At 59.0% G+C, this 25,660-nt stretch carries 22 protein-coding genes; 15 read left to right on the plus strand and 7 right to left on the minus strand.

What is annotated here, in order from left to right; all coding sequences use genetic code 11:
- Positions 1-16: 16 nt before the first annotated feature.
- The 6 genes from PMI32_RS24835 to yaaA all read right to left on the minus strand — a co-directional run bounded on the left by PMI32_RS24835 (position 17) and on the right by yaaA (position 8,799).
- Complete coding sequence (locus tag PMI32_RS24835; RefSeq protein WP_008025369.1) at positions 17-1,501, minus strand: alginate export family protein; 1,485 nt, start codon at positions 1,499-1,501, stop codon at positions 17-19.
- Positions 1,498-3,003, minus strand: coding sequence for an alginate biosynthesis TPR repeat lipoprotein AlgK (algK, locus tag PMI32_RS24830; protein ID WP_177318871.1), 1,506 nt, complete (start codon positions 3,001-3,003; stop codon positions 1,498-1,500). The genes PMI32_RS24835 and algK overlap by 4 nt, the downstream gene beginning before the upstream one ends.
- 9 nt (positions 3,004-3,012) lie before the next feature.
- The gene (locus PMI32_RS24825; RefSeq protein ID WP_008025372.1) at positions 3,013-4,182 is read right to left on the minus strand and encodes an alginate biosynthesis protein Alg44; all 1,170 of its coding nucleotides are present in this window, start codon (positions 4,180-4,182) and stop codon (positions 3,013-3,015) included.
- 36 nt (positions 4,183-4,218) lie between these two features.
- On the minus strand, positions 4,219-5,700 hold the full coding sequence (alg8, locus tag PMI32_RS24820) for a mannuronan synthase (RefSeq protein ID WP_443216496.1): 1,482 nt from the start codon (positions 5,698-5,700) through the stop codon (positions 4,219-4,221).
- A gap of 179 nt (positions 5,701-5,879) precedes the next feature.
- On the minus strand, positions 5,880-7,196 hold the full coding sequence (locus PMI32_RS24815; RefSeq protein WP_008025375.1) for a nucleotide sugar dehydrogenase: 1,317 nt from the start codon (positions 7,194-7,196) through the stop codon (positions 5,880-5,882).
- A gap of 823 nt (positions 7,197-8,019) precedes the next feature.
- Positions 8,020-8,799 (minus strand): peroxide stress protein YaaA, encoded by a 780-nt coding sequence (gene yaaA, locus PMI32_RS24810; RefSeq protein ID WP_008025377.1) that lies wholly within the window; start codon positions 8,797-8,799, stop codon positions 8,020-8,022.
- 264 nt (positions 8,800-9,063) lie between these two features.
- Here yaaA and PMI32_RS24805 point away from each other — a divergent pair, with 264 nt between their 5' ends.
- The 12 genes from PMI32_RS24805 to cyoE all read left to right on the plus strand — a co-directional run bounded on the left by PMI32_RS24805 (position 9,064) and on the right by cyoE (position 20,807).
- A complete protein-coding gene (locus PMI32_RS24805; protein WP_032828588.1) occupies positions 9,064-10,188 on the plus strand; it encodes a polysaccharide deacetylase family protein in 1,125 nt (374 codons plus the stop codon).
- Positions 10,189-10,524: 336 nt separating this feature from the next.
- Positions 10,525-11,919, plus strand: coding sequence for a PhoH family protein (locus tag PMI32_RS24800; RefSeq protein ID WP_008025381.1), 1,395 nt, complete (start codon positions 10,525-10,527; stop codon positions 11,917-11,919).
- Positions 11,920-12,160: 241 nt separating this feature from the next.
- Positions 12,161-12,634, plus strand: a complete 474-nt coding sequence (gene moaC, locus PMI32_RS24795) for a cyclic pyranopterin monophosphate synthase MoaC (RefSeq protein ID WP_008025383.1) — start codon at positions 12,161-12,163, stop codon at positions 12,632-12,634.
- A complete protein-coding gene (gene moaD / locus PMI32_RS24790) occupies positions 12,631-12,873 on the plus strand; it encodes a molybdopterin converting factor subunit 1 (protein WP_008025385.1) in 243 nt (80 codons plus the stop codon). The genes moaC and moaD overlap by 4 nt, the downstream gene beginning before the upstream one ends.
- A 3-nt stretch (positions 12,874-12,876) precedes the next feature.
- Positions 12,877-13,329, plus strand: coding sequence for a molybdopterin synthase catalytic subunit MoaE (gene moaE, locus PMI32_RS24785; RefSeq protein WP_008025387.1), 453 nt, complete (start codon positions 12,877-12,879; stop codon positions 13,327-13,329).
- 284 nt (positions 13,330-13,613) lie between these two features.
- Complete coding sequence (gene aotJ / locus PMI32_RS24780) at positions 13,614-14,390, plus strand: L-arginine-binding protein AotJ (protein WP_008025389.1); 777 nt, start codon at positions 13,614-13,616, stop codon at positions 14,388-14,390.
- Between the two features lie 235 nt (positions 14,391-14,625).
- Positions 14,626-15,135 carry a disulfide bond formation protein B gene (locus PMI32_RS24775; protein WP_032828589.1) on the plus strand — a complete coding sequence of 170 codons (510 nt, stop codon included), beginning with the start codon at positions 14,626-14,628 and terminating at the stop codon, positions 15,133-15,135.
- Positions 15,136-15,963: 828 nt separating this feature from the next.
- Positions 15,964-16,908, plus strand: a complete 945-nt coding sequence (gene cyoA / locus PMI32_RS24770; RefSeq protein ID WP_008025394.1) for a ubiquinol oxidase subunit II — start codon at positions 15,964-15,966, stop codon at positions 16,906-16,908.
- Between the two features lie 3 nt (positions 16,909-16,911).
- Positions 16,912-18,942 carry a cytochrome o ubiquinol oxidase subunit I gene (gene cyoB / locus PMI32_RS24765; RefSeq protein WP_008025397.1) on the plus strand — a complete coding sequence of 677 codons (2,031 nt, stop codon included), beginning with the start codon at positions 16,912-16,914 and terminating at the stop codon, positions 18,940-18,942.
- 3 nt (positions 18,943-18,945) lie between these two features.
- Positions 18,946-19,572, plus strand: a complete 627-nt coding sequence (locus PMI32_RS24760; RefSeq protein ID WP_008010573.1) for a cytochrome o ubiquinol oxidase subunit III — start codon at positions 18,946-18,948, stop codon at positions 19,570-19,572.
- On the plus strand, positions 19,573-19,908 hold the full coding sequence (gene cyoD / locus PMI32_RS24755; protein WP_008025399.1) for a cytochrome o ubiquinol oxidase subunit IV: 336 nt from the start codon (positions 19,573-19,575) through the stop codon (positions 19,906-19,908). It begins immediately after the preceding gene.
- Positions 19,909-19,919: 11 nt separating this feature from the next.
- Positions 19,920-20,807: a heme o synthase gene (gene cyoE / locus PMI32_RS24750; RefSeq protein WP_008025400.1), complete on the plus strand. Its 888-nt coding sequence runs from the start codon at positions 19,920-19,922 to the stop codon at positions 20,805-20,807.
- Positions 20,808-21,073: 266 nt separating this feature from the next.
- Here the strand turns inward: cyoE and PMI32_RS24745 are convergent, their stop codons facing one another.
- Positions 21,074-22,492, minus strand: a complete 1,419-nt coding sequence (locus PMI32_RS24745; RefSeq protein WP_008025402.1) for an aminotransferase-like domain-containing protein — start codon at positions 22,490-22,492, stop codon at positions 21,074-21,076.
- Between the two features lie 148 nt (positions 22,493-22,640).
- Here PMI32_RS24745 and PMI32_RS24740 point away from each other — a divergent pair, with 148 nt between their 5' ends.
- From PMI32_RS24740 to PMI32_RS24730, 3 genes are read left to right on the plus strand one after another with little or no spacing between them, the layout of a single operon-like run.
- A complete protein-coding gene (locus PMI32_RS24740) occupies positions 22,641-23,741 on the plus strand; it encodes an MFS transporter (RefSeq protein WP_008025403.1) in 1,101 nt (366 codons plus the stop codon).
- Positions 23,742-23,783: 42 nt separating this feature from the next.
- A complete protein-coding gene (locus PMI32_RS24735) occupies positions 23,784-25,064 on the plus strand; it encodes an ATP-grasp domain-containing protein (protein WP_008025405.1) in 1,281 nt (426 codons plus the stop codon).
- A 49-nt stretch (positions 25,065-25,113) separates the two neighbouring features.
- Positions 25,114-25,611, plus strand: a complete 498-nt coding sequence (locus tag PMI32_RS24730; protein ID WP_008025407.1) for a RidA family protein — start codon at positions 25,114-25,116, stop codon at positions 25,609-25,611.
- Positions 25,612-25,660: the final 49 nt, after the last annotated feature.

Below are 25,660 nucleotides of genomic sequence, written 5' to 3' on the forward strand. Positions count from 1 at the left end.
CCCTTAGCGGTTCGCATCAGAAGCGCCAGATCACGTCGATGAACGCGCGGTGCATGTACGAGTCGACTTCTTTGCCGTAGGCATCGCCCGGCTTGAACACGCCGCCACGCAAGCGCACCAGGGCCGACGGTTCGTCGATCGACTGGCTCAGCGCGGCAGGCAACAGGCCTTGCTTGAAGTACTTGGTGACCACAAGGTCCATTTCCTGGCCGAGGTCTTTGTTGCCATCTTCCAGCGGCAGGGATGTGCTGGAGAGAATCGCGCCGGTTGGGTCGGTGTCGTTTTCGACGGCGTTGATGCCGTTGCTGCCGACCGGCTTGTTGCCGTCGACGCGCCAGAACTTGTGGTAGATCACGCTGGCGTCGTACTCGTCGTTGAGCATCCACGAACCGAACAACGTAGCGGTCTGCATGTTGTTCATTTCGCCACGGAACGCTTCGCCGAAACGGTGAACCCGCGAGCGCGTACCGGTGTAGTTCGAGCGGTTGCTTTCCAGGCCGTTCTGTTCGTAATCGGCACTGGCGCGGGCATAGGCTGCACCGACTTGCCATTGCGGATCGAGGCGCAGGCGCACGCCGATATCGGTGGCCCAGCCGTTGAGGTCTTCACCGCGCTTGGCTTCGGTCGGGCGGGAGCCGTCGGCGTTGAGCTGATTCACCGTTTCGGTGTCGCCGCTCATGCCGGTGATGCTGCCCCAGTAATTGACGGTGTTGGTGTTGCGGTAGTTGTACGCATCGCTGTCAGCGGTGAGGCCGAGCCAGCTGATGTCGCCGTTCTGTTTCTTGTCCAGCGAGTCGCCGGGCACGCCCGGTTCCGGGTAGTCGAGTTTGCCGTCGTCGTGGGTGTGATGACCGCGAATGCCGACCCAGTTGCCCGGCGTCCATTGATACGCCGTGTCGGCGTAAACGTGCAGGCGGTCTTTGTCTTTTGGCGCCAACTCTTTGAGGTCGGTGCGGTATTCGCTGAAGCGTTCGGCGACGCCGACGTTGGCACGCAACAGCGTGGTGTCGAAGGTCCAGTTCAGGGCTTCGATGTTGGTGTCGCGCCATTGGCCGTCGTCGTTGCGCAGGCGTTGACGACCGAGCTTCAACTGCTCGCCCGGATACGGTGTCAGGCCGCTGTAGCCGACCCAGAATTCGCGCATCGCCAGGTAGTTTTTCTTGGTCTTGCGATCACCGTTGTCGGTGGTCTGGGTGCCGTCGCTGTCGGACTGCTGCAAGGTGTCGGTTTCGATGATGTCGGTGGACGTCACGGCCTGACCCATGGCGTAGGCGCTCCACGCGCCGCTTTCGCCGTAGACCCAGGGACGCAGGTCGAGACCGACGCCATTGACGTCGCCGCCGCTGGCAGTGCCGAGGTCACGGTCGTCTTCGGACTGGCCGGTGATTTTTACGTCCAGACCGAAATTCTTGGTTTCGGTGATTGCCGCCAGGGTCGGGCAAGACCAGATCAGCGCAAACGTCAGGCCGATGCCGGCCTTCATGAATGGATTCAACTTCATAGGGATTCCTCGCCGTCTTCTTCTTGCAGGGCATGCAGTTCCAGCGTGTTCTGGCTCAAGGCACCACGAACGGCCTGTTCTTGTTTCAACAGGCGTTGGGCCTCGGCCAGCTGGGCAGGCGGCAGTTGGGCTTCGAGAGTTTGCGCAAGCTCGGTGGCCTGCGGGGTGTTCTGGGCCTTGGCCAATTGGCTGAAGACATAAGCGTTAAGCGGGTCGGGCTTGGTGCCCTTGCCTTGGGAAAACAGCTGGGCGATGGCGAAGTCGGCGCTGTTCTGGCCGTTGCGCGCAGCGGTCAGCAAGTGGTCCAGTGCCTTCTGCGAATAGACCTTGCCCAGGTAACCGCGACGGTAGATCTGGCCGAGGTAGTAATCGGCGGCGACTTCCTTGCCGACGGCTTTCTGGAAATGTGCTTCGGCGACTTTCGCGTCCGCCGGCACCCATTTGCCTTCGTAGTAGAGCTTGCCGAGCAACAGTTCGGCGCGTGGCTGGTCAGCGGCGCGGCCGTTGTCCAGGTACTTCATCATCGTGTCGACGTCGCCGAGTTCCGGGAAGTCGTAGAGCAATTGCGCCAGGCTGACCCACGAAGCGGGGTAGGCGGGGGCGATGTCTTCGAGCAGCGCCTGAGCGGTTTTTTCGTCGGTCTTGCCCAGGCTTGCATCACCAAGCACACGAGCGACGCTGTCCACGCGCTGAGCGGAAACGGTGCCACGGGTATGTGCCGCTTGCATTTGCTTGATCAGCTCGGCTTGCTGTTCCGGTTTGCCTTGTTTCTGGTAAACCGTGGTCAGCTCGACGTAGCAGATGTCGGTGGTGTTCAACGCCGCTTTGCAGATCGTTGCGACTTCGTCCAGGTGCTGGTCGTAAGTGCCTTGGGTGCGATAGAGCAGCACCTGGGCCAGGCCGGCTTCCGGTTTGCCTTCGGCGCGCCATTGGCTGATCTGCTGTTGCGCGTTGACGTTGGGGAAACTGTGCGGGTATTGCAGGTACAGCATCGCCAGCGGGATCAGCGTGTTGCCTTCGCCATTGGCCGAAGCCTTTTTCAACAGGGCTTCAGCTTCGTGCTGTTCGGCTTCGGTGGAGCCGGGTTTGGCCACCAGCAAGCGACCCAGGCGAGCCTGCGCTCGCGGCGATACGTCGGCCGCGGCGCGGTAAGTCGCCTCGGCCTGCTTGAGCTGCGCCGGGTCGCGGCTGTCGACCTGGATATCGGCGAGGCCTACTTGAGCCTCGCTGTAGCCCAGGTCGGCCAGTTGCTTGTAGTTCTGCTGCGCGAGCGCGGTGTCGCCGCGCTTGAGCGCTTCATTGGCCAGACGCTGATCCGGCAGACCGGCGCAACCGGCCAGGCTGACGGCCAATGCCAAGGCACACACTGTTCCAATGTGGGAGCCAGCCTGCTGGCGATTCAGGCAGCGCGGTGCATCAGTTGAACCGCGTTGATCCCATCGCGAGCAGGCTCGCTCCCACAGGGTCTGCGGTGTGTTCAAGGTAGGAGTCGTCACAGGCATGTCCTCGACTTAAAGACCGGAAGCCATGGCTTTATCGATCAGCCAGTTCAGGTTCGGGCCACGGTCGCTGTTCACTTCAACCGGGCGACCGGCGAACTTGCTGTCCAGCGGCTCGTCCGGCTGGATCAGCACGCGGATGTCGGACGACAGGTCGGCGCTTTTCAGGCTGGTGCTGCTGACGATCTTGCCGGTGCGGGTCTTGTCTTCGCCGGCAATCTGGAAGTTGACGTTGGTGCCTGGGCGCACGTCGCTGAACTGGCGATAGGAGAAGCGCGCTTCAACGTTGGCTTCGCTGTTACGCGGCACCAGTTGGAAGATCACGTCGCCCTTGCTGGCGTACTGACCGTCGGCGACCAGTTGCTGGGCCACGGTGCAATCGCATGGCGAGGTCAGGGTGCCGGTCATTTGCTTGCCGAACAGTTCTTCAACCTTGGCCGGTTGCAGTTGATTGTCGTCAAGATGGCCCTTGAGCACGTCGAGCATGCTGGTGCTGAACGTTGCCAGTGGCGCGCCTTTGGCGGCAACGCCGTCGGCCTTGATCAGGCTTTGCACGGTGCCGTCACGGGGCATGGTGATGCTCATGCCCGGCACGCTGACCAGACCGGCCTGCGCATGGCTGACGAAGTACATGCCGTACACCGATTTGAAAATGAAACCGAACGCCGCCAGACCGACGAGGAAAATCCCCAGGCTGAAGGTCACGGCACGCAGGCGACCGAACGCGGTCATGCCGTGGCCGCCATCCTTGACCTTGCGCGCCTTGGTGAAGTTGTCGCGCTGCAGGGTCGCCAGCACTTCACCCATGCTGACGATGTCGCCGGCCAGGTGCGAAGTGATCAGGTGGCGCAGGGTCGAGATGTCTTGCGGTTCCAGGTTCTGGAACTGGCAACCGGCACGGCCGGTCTGGCGGTCGAAGGAGCGCACTTGCATCTCTACGTCCATGGCCAGGCCGAGGTTATCGATGACGAACTGCAGGCGAGCCTTGTGCACGTCGCCGACCTTCAGCGGCAGCTGACCGGCGTTGAACGCCAGGCCGCCGGCAGAGAGGTCGAGGACCCGGGCTTCAACCGGCGTGCGGTCCGGGCCGAAGAAACGCAGCTTGGCCGGAATTTTCACTCGGGCGTGTTGGCGCTGGGCTTCGGATTCATGCACTACATTGGCGTTGACGGCGGTATTCATAGGGGCGATTTCCTGGTTAATTCAATAAGGGGGCGGTCAGACCATCATCAGCAGCACGGCGACAAAAATGCTGCCGGCGGAGAAGGTCATGGTCCGAGACGACCAGGTGTTGAACCAACGTTGAAAGCTGGCGAGATCACGGGTCAGGGAAGTGGGCTGGCGAGTCCAGGACTGTTGGTCGAGGCGGAAGAACACGTAGATCTTCACCAGCGCACCGACGATCTGGTTGTAATAGAGAATCGCCGGGTAGGCCGGGCCGATCCGGTGACCGGACAACGACAGCAGCACGGTCAGGATCAGGCGGGTGATGCCGATCCACAGCAGGTAAACGAGGATGAACGCGGTGCCGTACTTGAACGACGCGATGAGCGCGACGGTCAGGCCCAGCAAGGACGTCCACATCGATACACGCTGATCGAACAGCACCACCGAGGTGAACAGGCCGAGGCGCTTCATCCCCAGGCCCAGGGCACGGGAGTTCTGGCGCAGGTTGTTGCCATACCAGCGGAACATCAGTTTGCGGCTGGCCTTGATGAAGCTTTTTTCCGGCGGGTGTTCCACGGTGTGGATCGCCGCGTCGGGCACGTAGAACGTGTCGTAACCCAGGCGCATCAGGCTGAACCAGCTCGACTTGTCGTCACCGGTGAGGAACTTGAAGCGGCCCAGGCGCCAGTGTTGCAGCGAGTCGCTTTCCACATCGGCGATGAAGTCCGGGTTGGTCACGACCGTTGCGCGGAACACCGACATGCGGCCGGTCATGGTCAGCACGCGCTTGGACAAGGCCATCGAGCACATGTTGATGTGACGCTGGGCGAAGCGCAGCTTGTGCCACTCGCTCATGATGTAGCCGCCGCGCACTTCGCAGAACTCGTTGGTGGTCAGGCCGCCGACATTGCCGAATAGCTGGAACCACGGAACGGTCTTGAGCACGACGCCTTCGGCGAGCACGGTGTCGCCATCGATCACGGCCACCACGGCGCGGTCGTCCGGCAGGTGACGGGAGATGGCGCGGAAACCGTAGGCCAGGCCATCACGCTTGCCGGTGCCGGGAATGCGCACGAAGTCGAGCTTGACGCGCTCCGGTGGATTCATCTTGGTCCACAGGCTTTTCACCAGCTTCTCATCGGACATTTCCACGATGGAGCAGACCATGGTGGTCGGCAGGCCGCAGTCGATCGCTTCGCGGATCACCGAGGCGTAGACCTGGGCGGTGGTCAGCGCGTCGATACGGAAACTGGTGACCATCAAAAACACATGGGACGGGTCTGCCGCTTTACCCAGCTTGCGCACTTTGCGCCGCAGGTGCGGGTAGACCACGTACAGAAACAGCATGCCGCGCAGAAAGTGCGTGGCACCCATCGAGTAGCGCCAGATACCGACGATACCGATCAGGAAAATGAAGTCCTTCGACTCGGAGTCGAACGTGGACACAGGCAACGCCATGGCGATGCCCATCAAAAGACTTAAGTAAAACAGCCAACCGGCGGCCTGAAGTAGGCCGTGCTTTAGCCTGTGCATAATCTGCATCCGTCTCGATCTCGGGCGAGCCTGTGGGGTGGCCCGATGGGGTTAAGGCAGGCGTAAATGCCAAGCGGTCTCATCAGACCTGTAGGAGCGAGGCTTGCCCGCGAAGGCGGCGTACCTGACACACCGTGGCGCCTGGTTCGCCGGCAAGCCTGGCTCCTACAGAGGCTGTGTTACCAGCAGATGCCTTCGGTGCGGCCACTCACGCTGGTGGCTTTCGACATGAAGCCGACCAGGTCGATCACTTGCTTGCCGTGCGGAGCGTTCTGCGCCAGGGCGCGGAATTTCTCGTCACGGTTGCCGAGGATGATCACGTCGGAGTTGTTGATCACTTCGTCGAAGTCGGCATTGAGCAAGGACGAGACGTGAGGAATCTTCGACTCGATGTAGTCCTTGTTCGCACCGTGAACGCGGGCGTATTCGACGTTGGCGTCGTAGATGCTCAGGTCGTAGCCTTTGCCGATCAGCATTTCTGCCAGATCAACCAGCGGGCTTTCGCGCAGGTCATCGGTGCCGGCCTTGAAGCTCAGGCCCAACAGGGCGACTTTGCGTTTGTCGTGGCTGGAAACGATGTCGAAGGCGTTCTGCACCTGGGATTCGTTGCTGCGCATCAGCGAGTTCAGCAGCGGTGATTCCACGTCCAGGGCGCCGGCGCGGTAGGTCAGGGCGCGCACGTCTTTGGGCAGGCACGAACCGCCGAAGGCGAAACCAGGGCGCATGTAGTACTGGGACAGGTTCAGTGTCTTGTCCTGGCAGACCACTTCCATCACTTCACGACCATCGACGCCGCACGCCTTGGCGATGTTGCCGATCTCGTTGGCGAAGGTCACCTTGGTGGCGTGCCACACGTTGCAGGTGTACTTGATCATCTCGGCAACGGCGATGTCCTTGCGGATGATCGGCGCGTCGAGTTCTTCGTACAGCGATTGCAGAACGTCGCCGGACGCCTTGTCGAATTCGCCGATGACGGTCATCGGTGGCAGGTCGTAGTCGGCGATCGCGGTGCTTTCGCGCAGGAACTCAGGGTTCACCGCCACACCGAAATCAACACCGGCTTTCTTGCCGGAGCAGTCTTCGAGGATCGGGATGACAACGTTTGCGACAGTGCCCGGCAAAACGGTGCTGCGAACCACGATGGTGTGGCGGGTGGTCTTGTCACGCAGGACAAAACCGATCTCGCGGCACACGGCTTCGATGTAGTTCAGTTCCAGGTCGCCGTTCTTCTTGCTCGGCGTGCCGACGCAGATCATCGACAGGTCGGTGTCGCGAATCGCTTCCGCGAAGTTGGTCGTACCGCGCAGTCGACCGGTCTCGATACCCTTGGCCAGCAGTTCGCCCAGACCTGGTTCAACGATTGGCGATTTGCCGGAATTGATCATATCGATCTTGTCTTTGGCGACATCGACGCCAACGACGTCATGGCCCCGTGCAGACAGGCAACCGGCACATACTGCACCGACGTAACCCAAACCAAATATGCTGATGCGCATCGCATTTACCTCTCGTTAACAAGACTGTGTTCAACAAGCCATTACATGGCCGGAATTAAGTGTGTTCAGCAGTTGTAGTGCGCTCGGAAGTGCGGCAGTCAGGCGCCACAATGCCGTGTACAGGCATACTAAGTTCCGAGTGTCTAAATAAGTGCACTCAAGGTGTGCGTAACCAGGCCTTATTGTTATGACTTGCCCTGTTATGCAGCCGAGTCCTCTGGTCGAGGTCCTTCGTGCAAAGGTCTTGCGCGCTCAATGCCAGGCCGAAAGCCCGTAAATCAAGCGGTTTGGTGCTCAGGTGAGCACGTTTATAGGGGCGCTGCCTTGGCCGTGTAGGGGATAGTAGTGATGCGTTATCTCCTTTCCTTCAGATGTTGCCCAAATCAGGGATTATGTAGCCGAAGTTATTGTGACAACTTCGCTACGTGAATCTCTTCTCTGCGTAAGTTATCTCGTACATGTTCAGAGATAATGGTTACCGGTGGTATGAGCTACGCATTTGGACATAGTTCCAGTCCACCCATCGCGAATTCTGAAATTTCTTGAAATATTGAAAAAGATGGCACTGCTTTCATATTGATAGCAACGGCTGTTTCACCCTTGATACATAGGGTCGTCGTTGGATTAGATAGTTTTATGCCACTACTGATAATTTTTTTTAGTGCCACTACTGAAAAAAATCACGAAAGTCGAGTGAAACTAAAGTTAGGATTTTGATTGATTGAAAATTGGCGCCAAATAACTGGCGAAAAAGGCGGGGGATTGTTTGGCGATTTGTAGGCGGTGCACGACGCTTTTGCGGTCGTGCACCGACCGGGTGCATTTACTCGGGGGCGTGATCGCGCAGGAACACCAGGTTGTCCGGTTTAGACTGCTCGGCACTGTACCGATAGCCCTGAACGTCAAACTGCTTGAGTGCGGCGGGGTCGTTGATGCGTTCTTCGATGACGAAGCGGCTCATCATGCCCCGGGCCTTTTTCGCGTAGAAGCTGATGATCTTGTACTGACCGTTTTTCAGGTCCTTGAACTCGGTATTGATGATGCGGGCATTCAGGGCGCTGCGTTTGACCGCCGAGAAATACTCGTTGGACGCCAGGTTCAGCAGCACATCATCGCCCTGATCGGCCAGGGCTTCGTTCAACCATTCGCTGATGCGCGTGCCCCAGAAGGCATACAGGTCCTTGCCACGGGCGTTGGGCAATTTGGTGCCCATTTCCAGACGGTACGGTTGCATCAGGTCCAGTGGACGCAACAGGCCATACAGGCCGGACAGCATGCGCAGATGCTGCTGGGCGTAATCGAAATCGGCTTCGCTGAAGGTTTGCGCGTTGAGACCGGTATAAACGTCACCCTTGAACGCCAGCAGGGCCTGTTTGGCGTTTTCAGGCGTAAACGCCGGTGTCCAGCTGCCGAAACGCGCGGCGTTGAGTCCGCCGATCTTGTCGGAGACATGCATCAGCTCGCTGATCTGCGCCGGCGTCAGGTCGCGCAATTGCAGGATCAGCTCCTGGGAATGGTCGAGGTATTGCGGCTGGGTGAAACGCTGGGTGGCCGGCGGTGTTTCGTAATCGAGGGTCTTGGCGGGGGAAATCACCATCAGCATGAAGTCGTCTCCTTTAATCGTGGGGCGATTCTAGGGGGTTGTCCGTGTTGACTCCAGCTATCAAGTCCATAGGTGATGATCGGTGGCCACGATCTCCTGTAGGAGCGAGGCTTGCCCGCGAAAGCGGTGTATCAGTTTGAACATCAGTGGCTGAAACACCGCTTTCGCGGGCAAGCCTCGCTCCTACAGGTGTTTGGCGGCGCTGCGGGAATAGGGGCCGGATCAGCTATAGTGCCGCGCGGGTTTTGTTATGGAGACATCCCATTGCGTATCGTTTTTCTTTTTTCGGCGTGGCTGTTGAGTTTCGGTGCCCTGGCGGCGCCGGGCGATGTGGCGACGCTTGATCGCAGCACCTGGCCTGAACAGCTCAGCAATCCGACGCTGTTCGATGTCGCCTCGCGGGCAGAGATTCTGATGTTCGCGCGCGTGCTGCTGGCCAGCGAATCGCTGGATGACGCGAGCCTGGCCCAGCGCCTGGGCTTGCGCACCATCAACCTGGACTCGGTCAACCGCCTGCGGCAGCGCATGTGGCAACAGTTGCTGGCCAACTACAACTTCGCCCAGCAGAGTTGTGATCAGGACGCTTCCTGGTGTTATCTGGTGGAGGACATGGCCACCTTGCGTGAGCAAGCCGCCAAGTTTCAGGTCAGTGCCGACAGCTACTACATCAAGTGGTCCGAGCCGAGCCGACTGTTCCATGCGCAGTACCTCGACGAGCAGTTGCGCAAGGCCGCACTGTTTCCGCAAACAAGCAGTGAAGTCGATCGTTTTGGCGACTACGAGCGCAACGGCGAGCAGATGCATGACCGGCTGTTCCTGTTGACCTTCGACAGTGCCGCCAACGCCGCGCCGGACAACACGGCGTGGGTCACCGAGTACCTGCGCAAGTCCAACATGACGGGCACGTTTTTCGTTCTTGGCAAGGACATTCAGGCGCGTCTGACCGATCGTTCCGTCGCCAACCTGCAAGCCACTTACTCGGCGCAGTGCATCGGCGTGCAAGGCTGGGAGTTCCGCTCCCACAGCCATTGGCAGGACTGGCAGGACTCGGTGCGGCGCAGCGCCGAACTGGTCAAAAGCAAATTGCCGGAGAACTACGTGCCGTTGTTTCGTCCGCCCGATGGTCAGCGCCGTTCAGACGCGCAAGGCTTCTTCAGATCCCAGGGCCTGCAAGTGGCGCTGTGGGACATCGATGCCCAGGACGGCGCCGGCAAACTCAAGGCCAGTCAGAGCGCGCAGCGCGTGCTGACCCTGATGCTGTTGTGGCGGCATGGGGTGATCAATTTCAACATTAAACAGGACGGCGTGAAAACGGCGGTGCCCTGGCTTGTGACGCAAACGGCGCTCAGCGGGATCGGTTGGGAAGATTGTCAGGATGCGTTTCGCTGAAAGCGGGAAAGCCCATAAACATTGGGGGAAGGGCGATTTTGGAGGGATATTCAGTGCAGGCGGACTTCCGACTTTAACGGCACATTGCCTGCACGCCAAGGGCTATTCGTCACTCTGAAAAATAAACTTCAAAAAAGCGTCAAAGTGCTTTTTTCTGTCACATGTTTTGGAGTATTACGAAGACAGACCGCCGAAACCTGCAACACAGGTGGCGTCTCCCAAGACCCAGCTATGGATGCAGTTCACTTGAGTCCCCGCAGGTGAATTCGGCAGTCACTTCGAGGCGCAGCACCGCCAAGGTATTGCGTCGAATGGCTCCCACAAAGGTGACCGAGTATGGATGATCACGGACGTAGTTCTTCCTCCAACCAGCCAATCCTTTATGTACTCGATACCAACGTATTGATTCACGATCCAAACGCCCTGCTGAACTTCGAAGAACACCACGTCGCGATCCCGATGACCGTGCTTGAGGAGCTGGACAAGCTCAAGAGCGGGCATCACAGCGTGGCTGCGGAATGCCGTCAGGCGATTCGCCTGATCGACAAGACCCTGGGCGAAGCCAGCCCTGAAGACGTTGAGCTGGGGGTGCCGATCCAGCGTGGCAAAAGTGGGCCCAAGGGTTTGCTGTCAATTCTGATGAGCAAACGTGCCGAACCGAACATCATTCTTCCTGAACACCTGAACGACAACATCATCATCAACCAGTTGATCGACCTGCACGCGCGCGCGCCAAAGCTGCCCGTGGTGCTGGTCACCAAAGACATCAACATGCGCCTCAAGGCCCGTGCCTGCGGGATCGCGGCCGAGGACTACAGCACTGACCAACTGGTTGACGACGTTTCGTTGCTGCCCAATGGTTATCACAACATGGATGGCTCCTTCTGGGATCGCGTGAGTAATGTCGAAACCCGTCAGGACCACGGCCGCACCTGGCACCAGGTGAAGCTGACCGACAACCTGCCGGCGGTGCACATCAACGAGTTCATCATCGATGAGCAGGGCTTTGTCGGCTGGATCAAGGAGATCGACGAAGACAAACTGCTGATTCTCGATCTGCATCAGGAACCCCTGTTGCACCAGGAAGCCTGGGGCCTGAAACCGCGTGACATCTATCAGAGCCTGGCGCTGTACGCCTTGCTTGATCCGGATATTCACCTGGTCAACCTGTCGGGTGCGGCCGGTTCCGGCAAAACCATCCTGGCACTGGCGGCGGCAATCGAGCAGACCATGGTCAGCAAACGCTACCGCCGGATCATCGCGACGCGCAGCGTTCAGGGCCTGGACCAGGAGATCGGTTTCCTGCCCGGCACCGAAGCGGAAAAAATGGAGCCGTGGCTGGGCGCCATCACCGACAACCTCGAAGCCTTGCACATGGATGACGAAAACACCCATGGCAGCGTCGATTACATCCTCAGCAAAGTGCCGTTGCAGTTCAAATCCCTCAACTACATCCGGGGTCGCAGCTTCCAGCAGAGCCTGATTTTGATCGACGAATGCCAGAACCTCACGCCGCACCAGATGAAAACCATCATCACCCGTGCCGGCGCCGGTTCCAAAGTGGTGTGCCTGGGCAACCTGGCGCAGATCGACACCCCTTACCTGTCCGCGACCAGCTCCGGGCTGACCTACCTGACTGAACGTTTCAAGGATTTCCCCAACGGTGTGCACATCACCCTGCAAGGGGTGCCTCGCTCGATTCTGGCCGAATACGCCGAATCGCATCTGTAACCCTCACCAAAACACCGGGCGGCCCTCGCGGGTCGCCCGGTTTTTTATGCCCAACACAAATCCCCCCTGTAGGAGCGAGGCTTGCCCGCGAAGGGTACGACGCAGTCTGTCAGGCACACCGCGTTATCGTTTTTCGCGGGCAAGCCTCGCTCCTACAAGGGATTGTCGTGATTCCATAATCAAACGTGCGGAAGATTGACCCACGGGTTTACAATCGAGGCTCTTGATCAGGAGTAACCCTGTGCTGACTCATCTCGATTCCCAAGGTCGCGCCAACATGGTCGACGTCACTGAAAAAGACGTAACGTTCCGTGAAGCCACCGCTCAAGCGCGGGTGCGCATGCTGCCCGAAACCCTGCAAATGATCGTCAGCGGCGGTCACCCCAAGGGTGATGTGTTCGCCGTAGCGCGCATCGCCGGCATTCAGGCGGCGAAGAAAACCAGCGATCTGATTCCTCTGTGCCATCCGTTGCTGCTCACCGGCGTCAAGGTCGAACTGAGTGCCGAAGGCGACGACACCGTGCGCATCGTCGCGAGCTGCAAGTTGTCCGGGCAGACCGGTGTCGAAATGGAAGCGCTGACCGCAGCCAGTGTCGCGGCGCTGACGATTTATGACATGTGCAAGGCCGTGGATCGTGGCATGACCATCGAAAGCGTGCGGTTGCTGGAGAAACTCGGGGGCAAGAGCGGTCATTACCAGGCGGATCAGCCATGAACCTCACCGTGAAGTTTTTCGCTCGTTATAGAGAAGCACTGGGTGTCGACTCAGTGAAAGTTGAAGGTGACTTCGCCACCGTCGATGACGTTCGCGCACTGCTGGCCAAGCGTGACGGCGCCGATGTATTGAGCGAGCAGAACCTGATGTGCGCCCGCAACGAAGACCTCTGCCAACTCGACGAGCCGGTAAGTGATGGCGATGAAGTGGCGTTCTTTCCGACCGTGACCGGGGGCTGAACCATGGCGATTCGCGTGCAGTCCACGGCGTTCGATCCGGGTGCGGAAGTCAACGCCATGCACGCCGCCAATGTTGGCGTCGGTGCGGTGGTGAGTTTTGTCGGTTACGTGCGCGACTTCAATGACGGGCTCGACGTGGCCGGGATGTTCCTGGAGCACTATCCGGGCATGACCGAAAAGGCTCTCGGCAAGATCGCCATCGAGGCCGAACAACGCTGGCCGTTGCTCAAGCTGGAAGTGCTGCACCGCATCGGCGCCCTGGAACCGGGTGAGCCGATCGTCTTCGTCGGCGCCGCCAGCGCCCACCGCCAGGCCGCGTTCGATGCCTGCGCTTTTGTCATGGACTACCTGAAAACCCGCGCACCGTTCTGGAAGAAAGAGAACACCCGTGATGGCGCGCGTTGGGTGGAAGGGCGTGACAGTGATCATGCTGCGGCGGATCGCTGGAAGCAGTAACCCCTGCGACGCCTTCAAGTACGCCTTCGCGGGCAAGCCTCGCTCCTACAGGATCGTGTCGTTCAGACATTACCAATCCCTGTAGGAGCGAGGCTTGCCCGCGAAGAGGCCATCTGCATCACCCAATACCTTCCTGACTCACCGCCCGGCACATCCGCGTTCCCCCCAATTGACGGTTCATACATAAAAGTCCAGTATGGAATTATAAGTACAAAAAAGGCGTGCCCCGTTTCTGCTCTTTCTTCTGTCTTGCCAAACCAACAACAACCCGCGAGAGAACGAACATGAAGAAATTCCCCCTCATCACCGGTCTGGCCCTGAGCCTGTTGGCGTGCAGCACTTTGTTTGCCGCCGAGAAAACCCTGCGCATCGGCATCGAGGCGGCTTACCCACCGTTCGCGTCGAAAACCGACAAAGGTGAAATCGTCGGTTTCGACTACGACATCGGCAATGCCCTGTGCGCGCAGATGCAGGTCAAGTGCGTCTGGGTCGAAGGTGAGTTCGACGGTCTGATTCCTTCCCTGAAAGTGAAGAAAATCGACATGGCGCTGTCGTCCATGACCATCAACGAAGACCGCAAGAAGTCGGTGGACTTCACCCACAAGTACTACTTCACCTCATCGCGCCTGGTAATGAAGGAAGGCGCGGTGGTGGATGATCAGTACGCCAGCCTCAAAGGCAAGACTGTGGGCGTGCAACGTGCGACCACCACGGACCGTTATGCCACCGAGGTGTTTGAACCCAAGGGCATCACTGTCAAGCGTTATGGCAACAACGAAGAGATCTACATGGACCTGGCGGCCGGTCGCCTCGACGCCATTTTCGCCGACACCATCCCGCTGAATGACTTCCTGTCGATGCCGCGCGGCAAGGGTTACGCCTTCGTCGGGCCAGAGCTCAAGGATCCGAAATACGTGGGCGAGGGCGCCGGGATTGCGGTGCGCAAGGGCAACGCCGAGTTGGTCAGCCAACTGAACACGGCCATCGACGGTATTCGCGCCAGCGGCGAGTACCAGAAGATTTCCGAGAAGTACTTCAAGTCCGATATCTACGGTGACTGAGCAGCCGCATCGCCAGCAGGCTGGCTCCCACAGTTGAATGCATTCAAAAGTGGGAGCCAGCCTGCTGGCGATGCGGTCGTGGGATCATGCAAATCTCTGGAAAGTGATCGAATTTAATCCCTTCTTAACCACCTTATCGTTTATTTCCCGACATCTATTCCACACGCCCCGGGCTCTCCAAGGTCCGGGCCAGCGTGTAGACTTCCGGTCAATCGATATCTAGAAGGGAAACGCAATGAGCGAGGAAACGATGCGGTTGGGCCGTGAGCGGCGCTACCTGGTGTTGCTGGGCATCATCTGTCTGGCGCTGATCGGCGGCGCGCTGTACATGCAGATTGTGCTGGGCGAGGCGCCGTGCCCGCTGTGCATCCTGCAACGTTATGCCTTGTTGCTGATCGCGATCTTCGCGTTCATCGGCGCGGCAATGCGCACCCGCCGCAGCATCACGGTGTTTGAAACCCTGGTGGTGATCTGCGCCCTGGCAGGCGTCGGCGTAGCCGGGCATCACGTCTATACCCAGTTCTATCCGGCAGTCAGCTGCGGCATCGATGTGTTGCAACCGATAGTCGATGGTCTGCCGCTGGCGAAGATCTTCCCACTGGGGTTCCAGGTCGACGGTTTCTGCTCCACGCCGTACCCGCCGATCCTGGGTCTGTCGCTCGCACAGTGGGCTTTGATTGCCTTTGTCCTGGTGGTGGTGCTGGTGCCATTGCTCACTTCGCGCAACCGCAAAGCACTGCGCTGAGGTCATTCGCGGTATCGCTGCGCAACACATGAAAACGCCCCGGCCCTCGTTGAGAGAGTCGGGGCGTTTTGCCATTCAGGGCTCGGGTAAAAAGACCTTGATGCGCGACAAGAACGGGTGCGGCGCATGTGCGACATGTTGTCACAGCGCGAGTGTCGCAAGGCGTTTCAGCGTGTCGGATTGGTATGCGTAGACGTAATGAAAATGGTCTTCTGATTTCGCAGCAGGCTTTAGCGCTCTCAACCTGGAACAGGCAGTTTTAACAGGCCTTGGCAAATTGCCAGAGCCCTTGTCACATGGGGGCTTAGGCAGGGTAGAGGGCAGAGGCAGAGCTTTCGATACTGTCTGAACTGCGCGTGGTAGCCCTACTTATTTTGGTGTTTTTGTTGAGAATGAATTTCGATAAGATGCCGCACTTTTGCGAAAACCGTTAATGATTGTTGCTGGAATGGATAAAAATTATTTCGGGATGAGACATGGTTTATGAATCGTTACATATCTACAATCGCCCGCACTGAATTCCCGGCACTGCTCACCCTGCTTCAGGTGCTTGAGCAGCAATAGGACGTCGAGGGGCCGGATGGCTTCATGCGACTCCTCTGGTGTCGGTGCCTTCCAACTATCCGCACCAAATGGAATTGGTCTGTAACAAGGCCTTTGACCACGAATTCGAATAAGAACTCACCGCTTGCCCAGGAATTGTCGAGCAGCGTCTGACGCGCGACGGGCGGCCCTTATTCAATCCAAGAAAATGCCAACCCTTGGCAGGGTGAAGTGTTGGCGATCAAAACCCAACTGCATTGCGCAAGCTGCTTTAGAGGTCGTGAGATGAGTAAAAACAGGTACCCCAGACTACTAGGCTTATTGCCGCTGATCGGCACGTTGTTGCTGTCAGGCTGCAACATGACCTTGCTCGATCCCAAGGGCCAGGTTGGCCTGGACGAGCGAAACCTGATCATCACCGCAACGCTGCTGATGCTGTTGGTCGTGGTTCCGGTCATCGTCATGACCTTCCTGTTCGCCTGGAAATACCGCGCGTCCAACACCGACGCCGTGTACACGCCGAAATGGTCGCACTCCACCAAGATCGAAATCGCGGTGTGGGCTGTTCCAGTGCTGATCATCATTGCCCTGGGTTATGTCACTTACAAGTCGACCCACGCACTGGACCCTTACAAGCCGCTGGTCTCCGACGTCAAGCCAATCACCATTGAAGTGGTCGCGCTGGACTGGAAGTGGATGTTCATCTATCCGGAGCAAGGCATCGCCACCGTCAACAAGATCGTGTTCCCGGCGCACACGCCGATCAACTTCAAGGTGACTTCGGACTCCGTGATGAACTCGTTCTTCATCCCGGCGCTGGGTGGCCAGATCTACGCGATGGCCGGCATGCAGACCAAACTGCACCTGATCGCCAACCAGAACGCTGAAATGGACGGTATCTCCGCCAACTACAGCGGCGCGGGTTTCACCGGCATGAAGTTCAAAGCTATCGCCACTTCCCAGGAAGATTTCGACGCCTGGGTCAGCGAAGTCAAAAAGGCACCTAAACAGCTTGAAAAAGCTGAATACGAAGCCCTTTCCAAGCCAAGCCAGAACAACCCAGTCGAGCTCTACTCCTCGGTCACGCCGAACCTGTTCCAGATCATCGTCGACAAGTACGAAGGCATGAAACCAGGCAAGCCGATGCACCACGAGAAGAAAGAGCACGAAGTGGCCGCCATGGAAGGGATGGACATGAGTTCGCATTCAGCTGCCGGGGCAGAGGAGTAAACGATGTTTGGTAAATTAAGTTGGGAAGCGGTCCCGTTCCACGAGCCGATCGTGATGGTGACCATCGCCATGATCGCGCTCGGTGGTCTGGCGCTGTTCGCTGCAATCACCTACTTCAAGAAGTGGACTTACTTGTGGACCGAGTGGCTGACGTCGGTCGACCACAAGAAAATCGGCGTGATGTACATCATCGTCGCCATGGTCATGCTGCTGCGCGGCTTTGCCGACGCCATCATGATGCGTACCCAGCTGGCCATGGCCACCGAGGGTTCGCCTGGCTACCTGCCGCCTGAACACTATGACCAGATCTTCACCGCTCACGGTGTGATCATGATCATCTTCATGGCGATGCCATTCTTCACCGGCCTGATGAACCTTGCAGTGCCGCTGCAGATCGGCGCCCGTGACGTTGCCTACCCGTTCCTGAACTCCCTGAGCTTCTGGTTGCTGGTATCCGGCGTAGTGCTGATCAACCTGTCCCTGGGCGTCGGCGAATTCGCCAAGACCGGCTGGGTTGCCTATCCACCGCTGTCGGGCCTGCAATACAGCCCTGGCGTGGGGATGGATTACTACATCTGGGCGCTACAGCTATCGGGTCTGGGTACGACGCTGACCGGGGTTAACTTCCTGGCGACCGTGCTGAAAATGCGTACCCCTGGCATGAAGCTGATGGACATGCCGATCTTCACCTGGACCTGCACCTGGGCCAACGTTCTGATCGTGGCTTCGTTCCCGATCCTGACCGCTACCCTGGCACTGCTGACGCTTGACCGTTACATGGATTTCCACATTTTCACCAATGAACTTGGTGGCAATCCGATGATGTACGTCAACCTGTTCTGGGCCTGGGGTCACCCCGAGGTTTACATCCTGATTCTGCCGGCGTTCGGGATCTTCTCCGAAGTCATCTCGACCTTCTCCGGCAAGCGTCTGTTCGGCCACCACTCGATGATCTACGCCTCGGGCGCGATCTCGATCCTGGGCTTCATGGTCTGGCTGCACCACTTCTTCACCATGGGTTCGGGGGCCAGCGTCAACGCCTTCTTCGGTCTGGCGACGATGCTGATTTCGATCCCGACGGGGGTGAAGCTATTCAACTGGCTGTTCACCATCTACCAGGGCCGTCTGCGTTTCACCAGCCAGGTTCTGTGGACCCTGGGCTTCATGGTGACCTTCGCCATCGGCGGCATGACCGGCGTACTGCTGGCCATCCCGGGTGCCGACTTCGTTCTGCACAACAGCCTGTTCGTGATCGCGCACTTCCACAACGTGATCATCGGCGGCGCGGTATTCGGTTACATCGCAGGCTTCGGCTTCTACTTCCCTAAAGCGTTCGGCTTCAAGCTGCACGAAGGTTGGGGCAAGGCAGCGTTCTGGTTCTGGATCACCGGCTTCTTCGTCGCGTTCATGCCGCTCTATGTACTGGGCTTCATGGGCATGACCCGTCGTCTGAACGCCACCACCAACCCTGAGTGGGTGCCGTACCTGTACGTCGCCATGTTCGGTGCGGTGATGATCGCCGTCGGCATCGCTTGCCAGCTGATTCAGCTGTACGTCAGCGTGCGTGATCGCAACAAGCCAGAAAACATGTGCGAACACGGCGACCCGTGGAATGCACACACCCTGGAATGGTCGACCTCGTCGCCACCACCGTTCTACAACTTCGCGGTCCTGCCAAAAGCAGAAACCATCGATCCGTTCACCGAAGCCAAGGAAAACGGTACTGCGTACAAGGCTCCGGCCAAGTACGAACCGATCCACATGCCAAACAACACCGCGACCGGTGTGGTCATGGGTGCTCTGTTGACCGTGTTCGGTTTCGCGATGATCTGGCACATCTGGTGGTTGGCTGCATTCGGCCTGATCGGCACCGTGGTGTACTTCGTGATCCACGCTGCACGTGATGATCAAGGCTATATGGTGCCGGTCGACGTGATCGAGCGCATCGAAGCCGAGCAGCACAAGCGTCTGGTAGCGGCCGGGAAAGTTCCAGCCACCGCCACCCGTGTTGAAACCTCGTTGGAACAGGCTTAAACCATGTCGAACTTAGTGACCAATGCTGGACACACCCATGTCGATGGACATGGGCACGATGACCATCACCACGACTCGGGCGAGATGACCGTATTCGGTTTCTGGCTCTACCTGATGACCGACTGCATCCTGTTTGCATCGATCTTCGCGGCGTACGCGGTACTGGTTAACAACGTAGCGGGTGGCCCGTCGGGCCACGACATCTTCGAACTGCCATACGTACTGGGCGAAACCGCTCTGCTGCTGTTCAGTTCGATCACCTACGGCTTCGCCATGCTGGCGTTGTTCAAGGGCAAGAAGAACCAGGTCCTGGGCTGGCTGGCCATGACCTTCCTGTTCGGTGCCGGCTTCATCGGCATGGAGATCAACGAGTTCCACATGCTGATCTCCGAGGGCTTCGGTCCTAGCCGCAGCGGCTTCCTGTCCGGGTTCTTCACCCTGGTCGGCACCCACGGTCTGCACGTGACCAGCGGTCTGATCTGGATGGCGATCATGATGTACCAGGTGCAGAAAAACGGCCTGACGGCGACCAACAAGACCCGTCTGAGCTGCCTGAGCTTGTTCTGGCACTTCCTGGACGTGGTGTGGATCTGCGTATTCACCGTTGTTTATCTGATGGGGACTATGTAAATGGCTAACGCTCATTCCCACGATAGCCACGACGCCGGCCACGGCAGCGTCAAGTCCTACGCTATCGGTTTCATCCTGTCGGTCATCCTGACCGTCATTCCTTTCGGCCTGGTGATGTACCCATCGCTGCCGAAAGCCTTGACCCTGTGGATCGTACTGGCCTTCGCAGTGATCCAGGTGCTGGTGCACCTGGTGTACTTCCTCCACCTGGACCGTTCGGCCGCGCAGCGTAACAACGTGATTGCGTTTGTGTTCGCCGCGATCGTGATCGTCCTGCTGGTTGGCCTGTCGCTGTGGATCATGTTCAGCATCCACACCAACATGATGGCGCACTGAGGTAAAACCGGATGTCCTTGAAGCACTTTATCCAAATCACCAAACCGGGGATCATTTTCGGTAACGTGCTTTCAGTGGCAGGCGGATTTTTCCTGGCCTCGAAAGGGCATGTCGATCTGGCCATCTTCCTGGCCGCCATGATCGGCACGTCCCTGGTGGTGGCATCCGGTTGCGTGTTCAACAACTGCATCGACCGCGACATCGACATCAAGATGGAACGCACCAAGAACCGGGCGCTGGTGCAGGGCTTTGTCTCCCTGAAACTGGCCCTGGCCTTCGCGACCGTCCTGGGTGTTGCCGGCGTTGCTTTGCTGTACAAGGTGGCCAATCCGTTGGCTGCGCTGTTCGCCGTGATCGGTTTCGTCATCTACGTCGGCTTCTACAGCCTGTACCTCAAGCGCAAGTCGGTTCACGGCACGCTGGTGGGCAGTCTGTCGGGCGCGATGCCGCCGGTGATCGGTTATGTCGCGGTGAGCAACACCTTCGACATGGCTGCACTGACGCTGCTGGTGATGTTCAGCCTGTGGCAGATGCCGCATTCCTACGCCATCGCGATCTTCCGCTTCAACGATTACCTGGCCGCATCGATTCCGGTGCTGCCAGTGAAGCGCGGGATTCAAGTGGCCAAGAAGCACATCCTGATCTACATCCTGGCCTTCCTCGTGGCGACCTTGATGCTGACCTTCAGCGGCTATGCCGGCATGAGCTACCTCGCCGTCGCCGCGGCCATGGGCATGTACTGGTTGTACATGGCCTGGACCGGCTACAAGGCAGTGGATGACACGGTCTGGGCACGCAAGCTGTTCGTGTTCTCGATCTTCACCATTACCGCGTTGAGCGTGATGATGTCCCTGGACTTCAAAGTGCCGACCGAGCTGTTGCTGACGTACGCGCCTTAAGCGTCGGATGCTGTAAAGAAAAACCCCGCCCTTTGAGAGAAGGTGCGGGGTTTTTTGTTGCCCGTATTCTGGTGGACCGAGTTGCCCCTATCGCGAGCAAGCTTGCTCCTACAATGGATCGGCGTTGCACCAAATACAGACCCTTGTAGGAGCGAGGCTTGCCCGCGAAGAACGATAACGCGGTCTGGCTGATACACCGCGTTATCGTTCTTCGCGGACAAGTCGGGTCGCCGCACCGCTCGCTCCTACAGGATGGCGACGGTCAGTTACTTACTTGGTGTGTCGAGCAACCGAAAGAACCGCTCCCGCACCTGAACGTTGTCGCTGTGCGCCACGTTGAAACGCAGGAAGTGACTGGCATCCGGCGCTTTGCTGAGCAGCGTGCCGGGAGCCAGCACCAGGTCGATGTCCAGGCCTTTCCTCGCCAGCGTTTCGGCATGATGCCCTTCGGGCAATCGTGTCCAGATAAACAACCCTTCATGGGGCAGCGATGACACCGAGCAACCGGCTTCCATCAGCCAACTGCTCACCCGACTGCTCGCCTCGTAAAGCCGATCCACCGTGCGCCGGGTGTGTTTGGCGTAGCTGCCGTCACTGAGCATCGTGCAGATAATCTGCTCTGCCAGTTCCGAGGTCATGCCACCGCAGGCCATTTTCAGGGTGACCATCCGTGCCGCCAGTTGCGGCGAAAGCACCGCATAGCTGACCCGACTGTTCGCCGTCAGGGTCTTGGAGAAACCGGAGACGTAACTGACATTGTCCAGCCCGCCCGCTGCCAGGCGCGGGGTCGTTCGTTGCTGCATGTCGCAATACAAATCGTCTTCGAGTATGTGAAAACCGTAACGGTGGCTCAACTCCAGCAAGCGATAGACCTGCGCCGGGGAGAACGAGTGTCCGGTCGGATTGTGCAGGGTGTTATTGGTCATGTAGAGCACGGGCCGGTGGACAATCAGCAATTGCTCGAAGGCGTCCAGGTCCATGCCGTCCGCGCCACGGGGGATGGTGATGACCCGGGCGCCATGCAGGGCCAGGTTGGTGTGCATGGTGAAGTAACACGGATCGTCGAGCAGCACCGTGTCGCCGGGTTTGACCAGCAGGCGCATCAGCATGTCGATGGCCTGCACGGTGTTGGCCGTGGTGATGATCTGGTCCACCGGCACTTCGATGCCCAGGGTCGCCAGTTTGACCCGCAACGCTTCGCGCAGCGGCAGGTAACCGGCGGCGACGCCGTATTCGCCCATGCGCAGGGACGTTGCGCGCAGCGTGCCACGCACGGCTTTGAGCAGTTCGTCCGCCGGTAGCCACGAGGACGGCAGAAAACCCGCACCGGGGCGCAGCGAGCCGTTGTCCTGCAGCACCGCGCGGCGGACCACGCTGAGGGTGTCTTGAGGTTGCAGGTCCGGGCCGGCATCGGTCTTGAGCGTGGCGCTGGAGCGGTGCACGTAATGCCCCGACCCCTGGCGTGAAACCACCAGACCCTTGGCGCGCAAGCGGTCCAGCGCATCCACCACGGTGGACTTGCCCACGTTCATCAACTCGGAAAGTTCGCGAATCGGCGGCAGCCGCGAGCCGTGAGGCAGCCCGCCCTGGCTGATCGCTACCGACAATTGATCGACAATCTGCTGGACCAGCGGCACACCCGGCTGGAACTCGATAGCGGCGATCACGGCACGCTGAACCTGCATTTTACTGGTCTCTCCGGCAGTAAAGTTCGTTTGATTCTATACGAACTTGCTCTGATGAAAACAAGCGACTCTCTCTACCATCACCTTACAGACTTTCCTGATTGTTCGCGCTGAACGCCTGAACAATCGCTGGTTCCAGAGGTGTTGCATGAGTGTTCAAACAACGGTCGCCGTCGCTAAACCGGTGATCAATATTCGCCTGTTCACGATCCGGATCATCACCGCCGTGTCGCTGTTTGCCGTGCTGGGCAAGGCCAACGTCTGGCTCGACACCGCCACCAACAGCATCCTCGCCCTCGGTTATCGGGCGTTGCTGTTGCTGCTGCCGCTGACGTTATTGGTGCTTGGCCGTCGCTCCCTGAGCGTCACGTTGATGTGCGCCGCCCTCGGGCTGGTGTTGCTGGCGGTCACCAGCAACCAGGGCATGGTGATGTTCGCCGCCGCGCTGTTCGCCTACGGCATCGCGATTGCCGGTTACCTGATCAAGAGCGAAGCCGCCCAGACCAAGGAGGGCGCGGCCTACAACCGCGTCGCCATGAACATGGGCAGTCTGGTGGCGGGGCTGATCCTGCTCTCGCCGCTGCTGACCCCGACCCTGTTTTTCCTCGGCGCGGCGGGTTTCGTCCTGCTGTGCCTGCCCATCGCCATGGGCGCGACCTTCACCTCCCAACCGGTGGTTGCCAGCCCGGTCACTCATGACGGCAGCGGCTGGCGCAACAAACTGCCATGGGTGATCGCCGGCATCATCATGGGCATCAAGCTGTTCGGCGTGTTCTCGATCCTGCCCCAGGCAATCCTGCTGGAAACCGGCGAACTGCCGGCCTGGTATGGCCTGATGCTGATCCTCAACAGCGCCGTGGTGGTCTTCGCCCAGGTGCCGGTGATGAAACTGATCGAGCGCACCGGGCGCTTCAAAGTGGTCGCTGTCATCGGGATCATCATCGGCGGCTTCGCGGTGCTCTCGTCGCCGGGCGCATTCCACGTCGAAACCCTCGTGGGCGCGTTGATCTGGGTCGCGCTGCTGTCCATCGCCGAGTGTGCGTTCAGCTACCTCGATTACTTCTCCGTCAAACAAAACAACATGTTCGTCAAGGAAGTGTCCCTGGGCGTCGGTGCCGGCCTGACGGTGCTGATCATGCGGGTCATGCCGCCGCCCTATAGCGCCCTGGTGCTGGCTGCCATCGGCGCGGGAGGCATTCTCGCCTGGTACTGGCTCAACCGTAGAGCCAACGCGTCGCTGCACGACTGAGTCACCGCGTTTGCGTTTTTTACTCCACAGGTCGGAGGCTTCATGAATACGACGTCATGCGTAGTGGTGGTCGGGTACAACGGCAATCGGGTTCACGACATCCAGAAACTGCGCGAACTCTGCAAAACGCTCTACAACGCCCGGTTGATCCTGCTGGTCGAGAAGATTCAGCCCGATGACGACCAGGTGGCCGATCACGTCTGCAGCACGTCCCTGGCGCCGGAAGACGTCACCGAATCCCTGGAACTGGTGGCGGGTTGCTTGAGTGCCGATCACTGGAAACTGATCGGCGTGCTGCCGTTTTCCGACCGTGGCGTGCTGCTCGGCGCGGCGCTGGCGAGTCATTACGGCTTACCCGGCATCACCCCGGCCGAGGCCCGTGCGGGGTTGGATAAACAAATCTTTCGCAAGCTGGAAGCGGCGGCCGAGCAGTCGCCGGAAGATTATCGTCCGGTGTTTTCCGTGCGCATCGAAAGCCTCGCCGAGCTGCGTCAGCGGGTCGTCGAACTGGGCGGCAAAGCCTTCATCAAACCTGCCTGCGAAGGTGCAAGCAGGGGCTGCCGGGTCATCCATCATCCGTCCGAATGCGACGAGGCGTGGCAGGCACTCAAGCCGTATCGCGAGGGCGGCATCGTCCTTGAAGAACTGATTCAGAACGCCCGGGAATACAGCTGGGATTACGTTGCGGGCAGCACGTGGGTCACGGAGAAAACCACCACCGAAGGCGCCTATCGCGCGGAAATCCAGCAAGTGGTGCCGGCACCGCTGGCGGCAGACGTGCAAGCCAGACTGGCGGCCGCCGGACGACACATGTCCGGGTTGGTCTCGCAGGCTAACGGCGCGTACCACAACGAGGTGTTCCTGCGCAGCGACGGCCTGACGTCGGCGGTGGAAACCAACATGCGCCCCGGCGGCATGCACATCTGGGACTTGGCCCGCCTGGCGTTCGTCGATTTCGATCCATGGGAGCGCTGGGTCAGGTGGGCGGTGGAAGGCAAGACCGACCCGCGCGATCCCGTTGCTCGGGGCTATTGCGGCATCCGTCTGGTCCGGGCGCCGGCCGGCGGACTGCTGCGCTACGTGCCGGACATCGAGTCCCTGGCCCGGGACCTGAACATCGACCTGGTAGAAGCCGTTTACACCAAACGCCTCAGTGATTCGGTCACCGCACTGGTGAAGGACAACACCTCGTTTATCGGCCACATCGTGTTGTTCAGCGAAGACTATGCACAGCTCAGCGACAACCTGCTGCGCCTGGCTGACGCGATCGAATCACGTGTCGAGGTCACTTGCCTGGCGGCCCCGACGAGAGTCGCGAGCTGAGTCTTCCGGATCTGCGTTTTGGTATTTTTGAGTTGAGAGGATTGTTTCAATGATCGAGCAAAAAATGACCTGTGATGAGCGCTTTATAGCCCTGGCGAAAGAGCTGGACTATGACATCTACGGCGAAAACACTGCGGGTGGTCATTACGCGCCGCTGATTCGGCATCACGATGAGCTCTATCTCAGCGGTCTGGTGCCGCGCATGACCGGCGAAATCCGCTACCCCGGCAGAGTGGGGCTGGAGCTCAGCCTAGCCGATGCACAAGCGGCCGCCAGTATCAGCGCCATGCGCGGGCTTGCCTTGATCGTTGATGCCATCGGCTCGCTGGACAAAATAAAGTCGCTGATACGTATCACGGTTTACGTGAAGTCCACGGCGGACTTTGTTGACCTCAGCGAAGTTGCCAACGGTGCATCGGATGTCTTCAGTCATGTGCTGGGCGATGCGGGTAAACATACTCGAACCACTGTAGGTGTTTATCAGCTGCCAAAAAATGCCGCTGTAGAAGTTGACATGATTGTGGCGCTTCGGCCTTCGGTTTTGTGAGTGTTAGTGCGCCGACTTTACAGTGATCAATTGTTCGCCTAGTGTCCGG

Origin of the sequence: Pseudomonas sp. GM60 (assembly GCF_000282415.1) — a bacterium.
Lineage (GTDB): Bacteria > Pseudomonadota > Gammaproteobacteria > Pseudomonadales > Pseudomonadaceae > Aquipseudomonas > Aquipseudomonas migulae.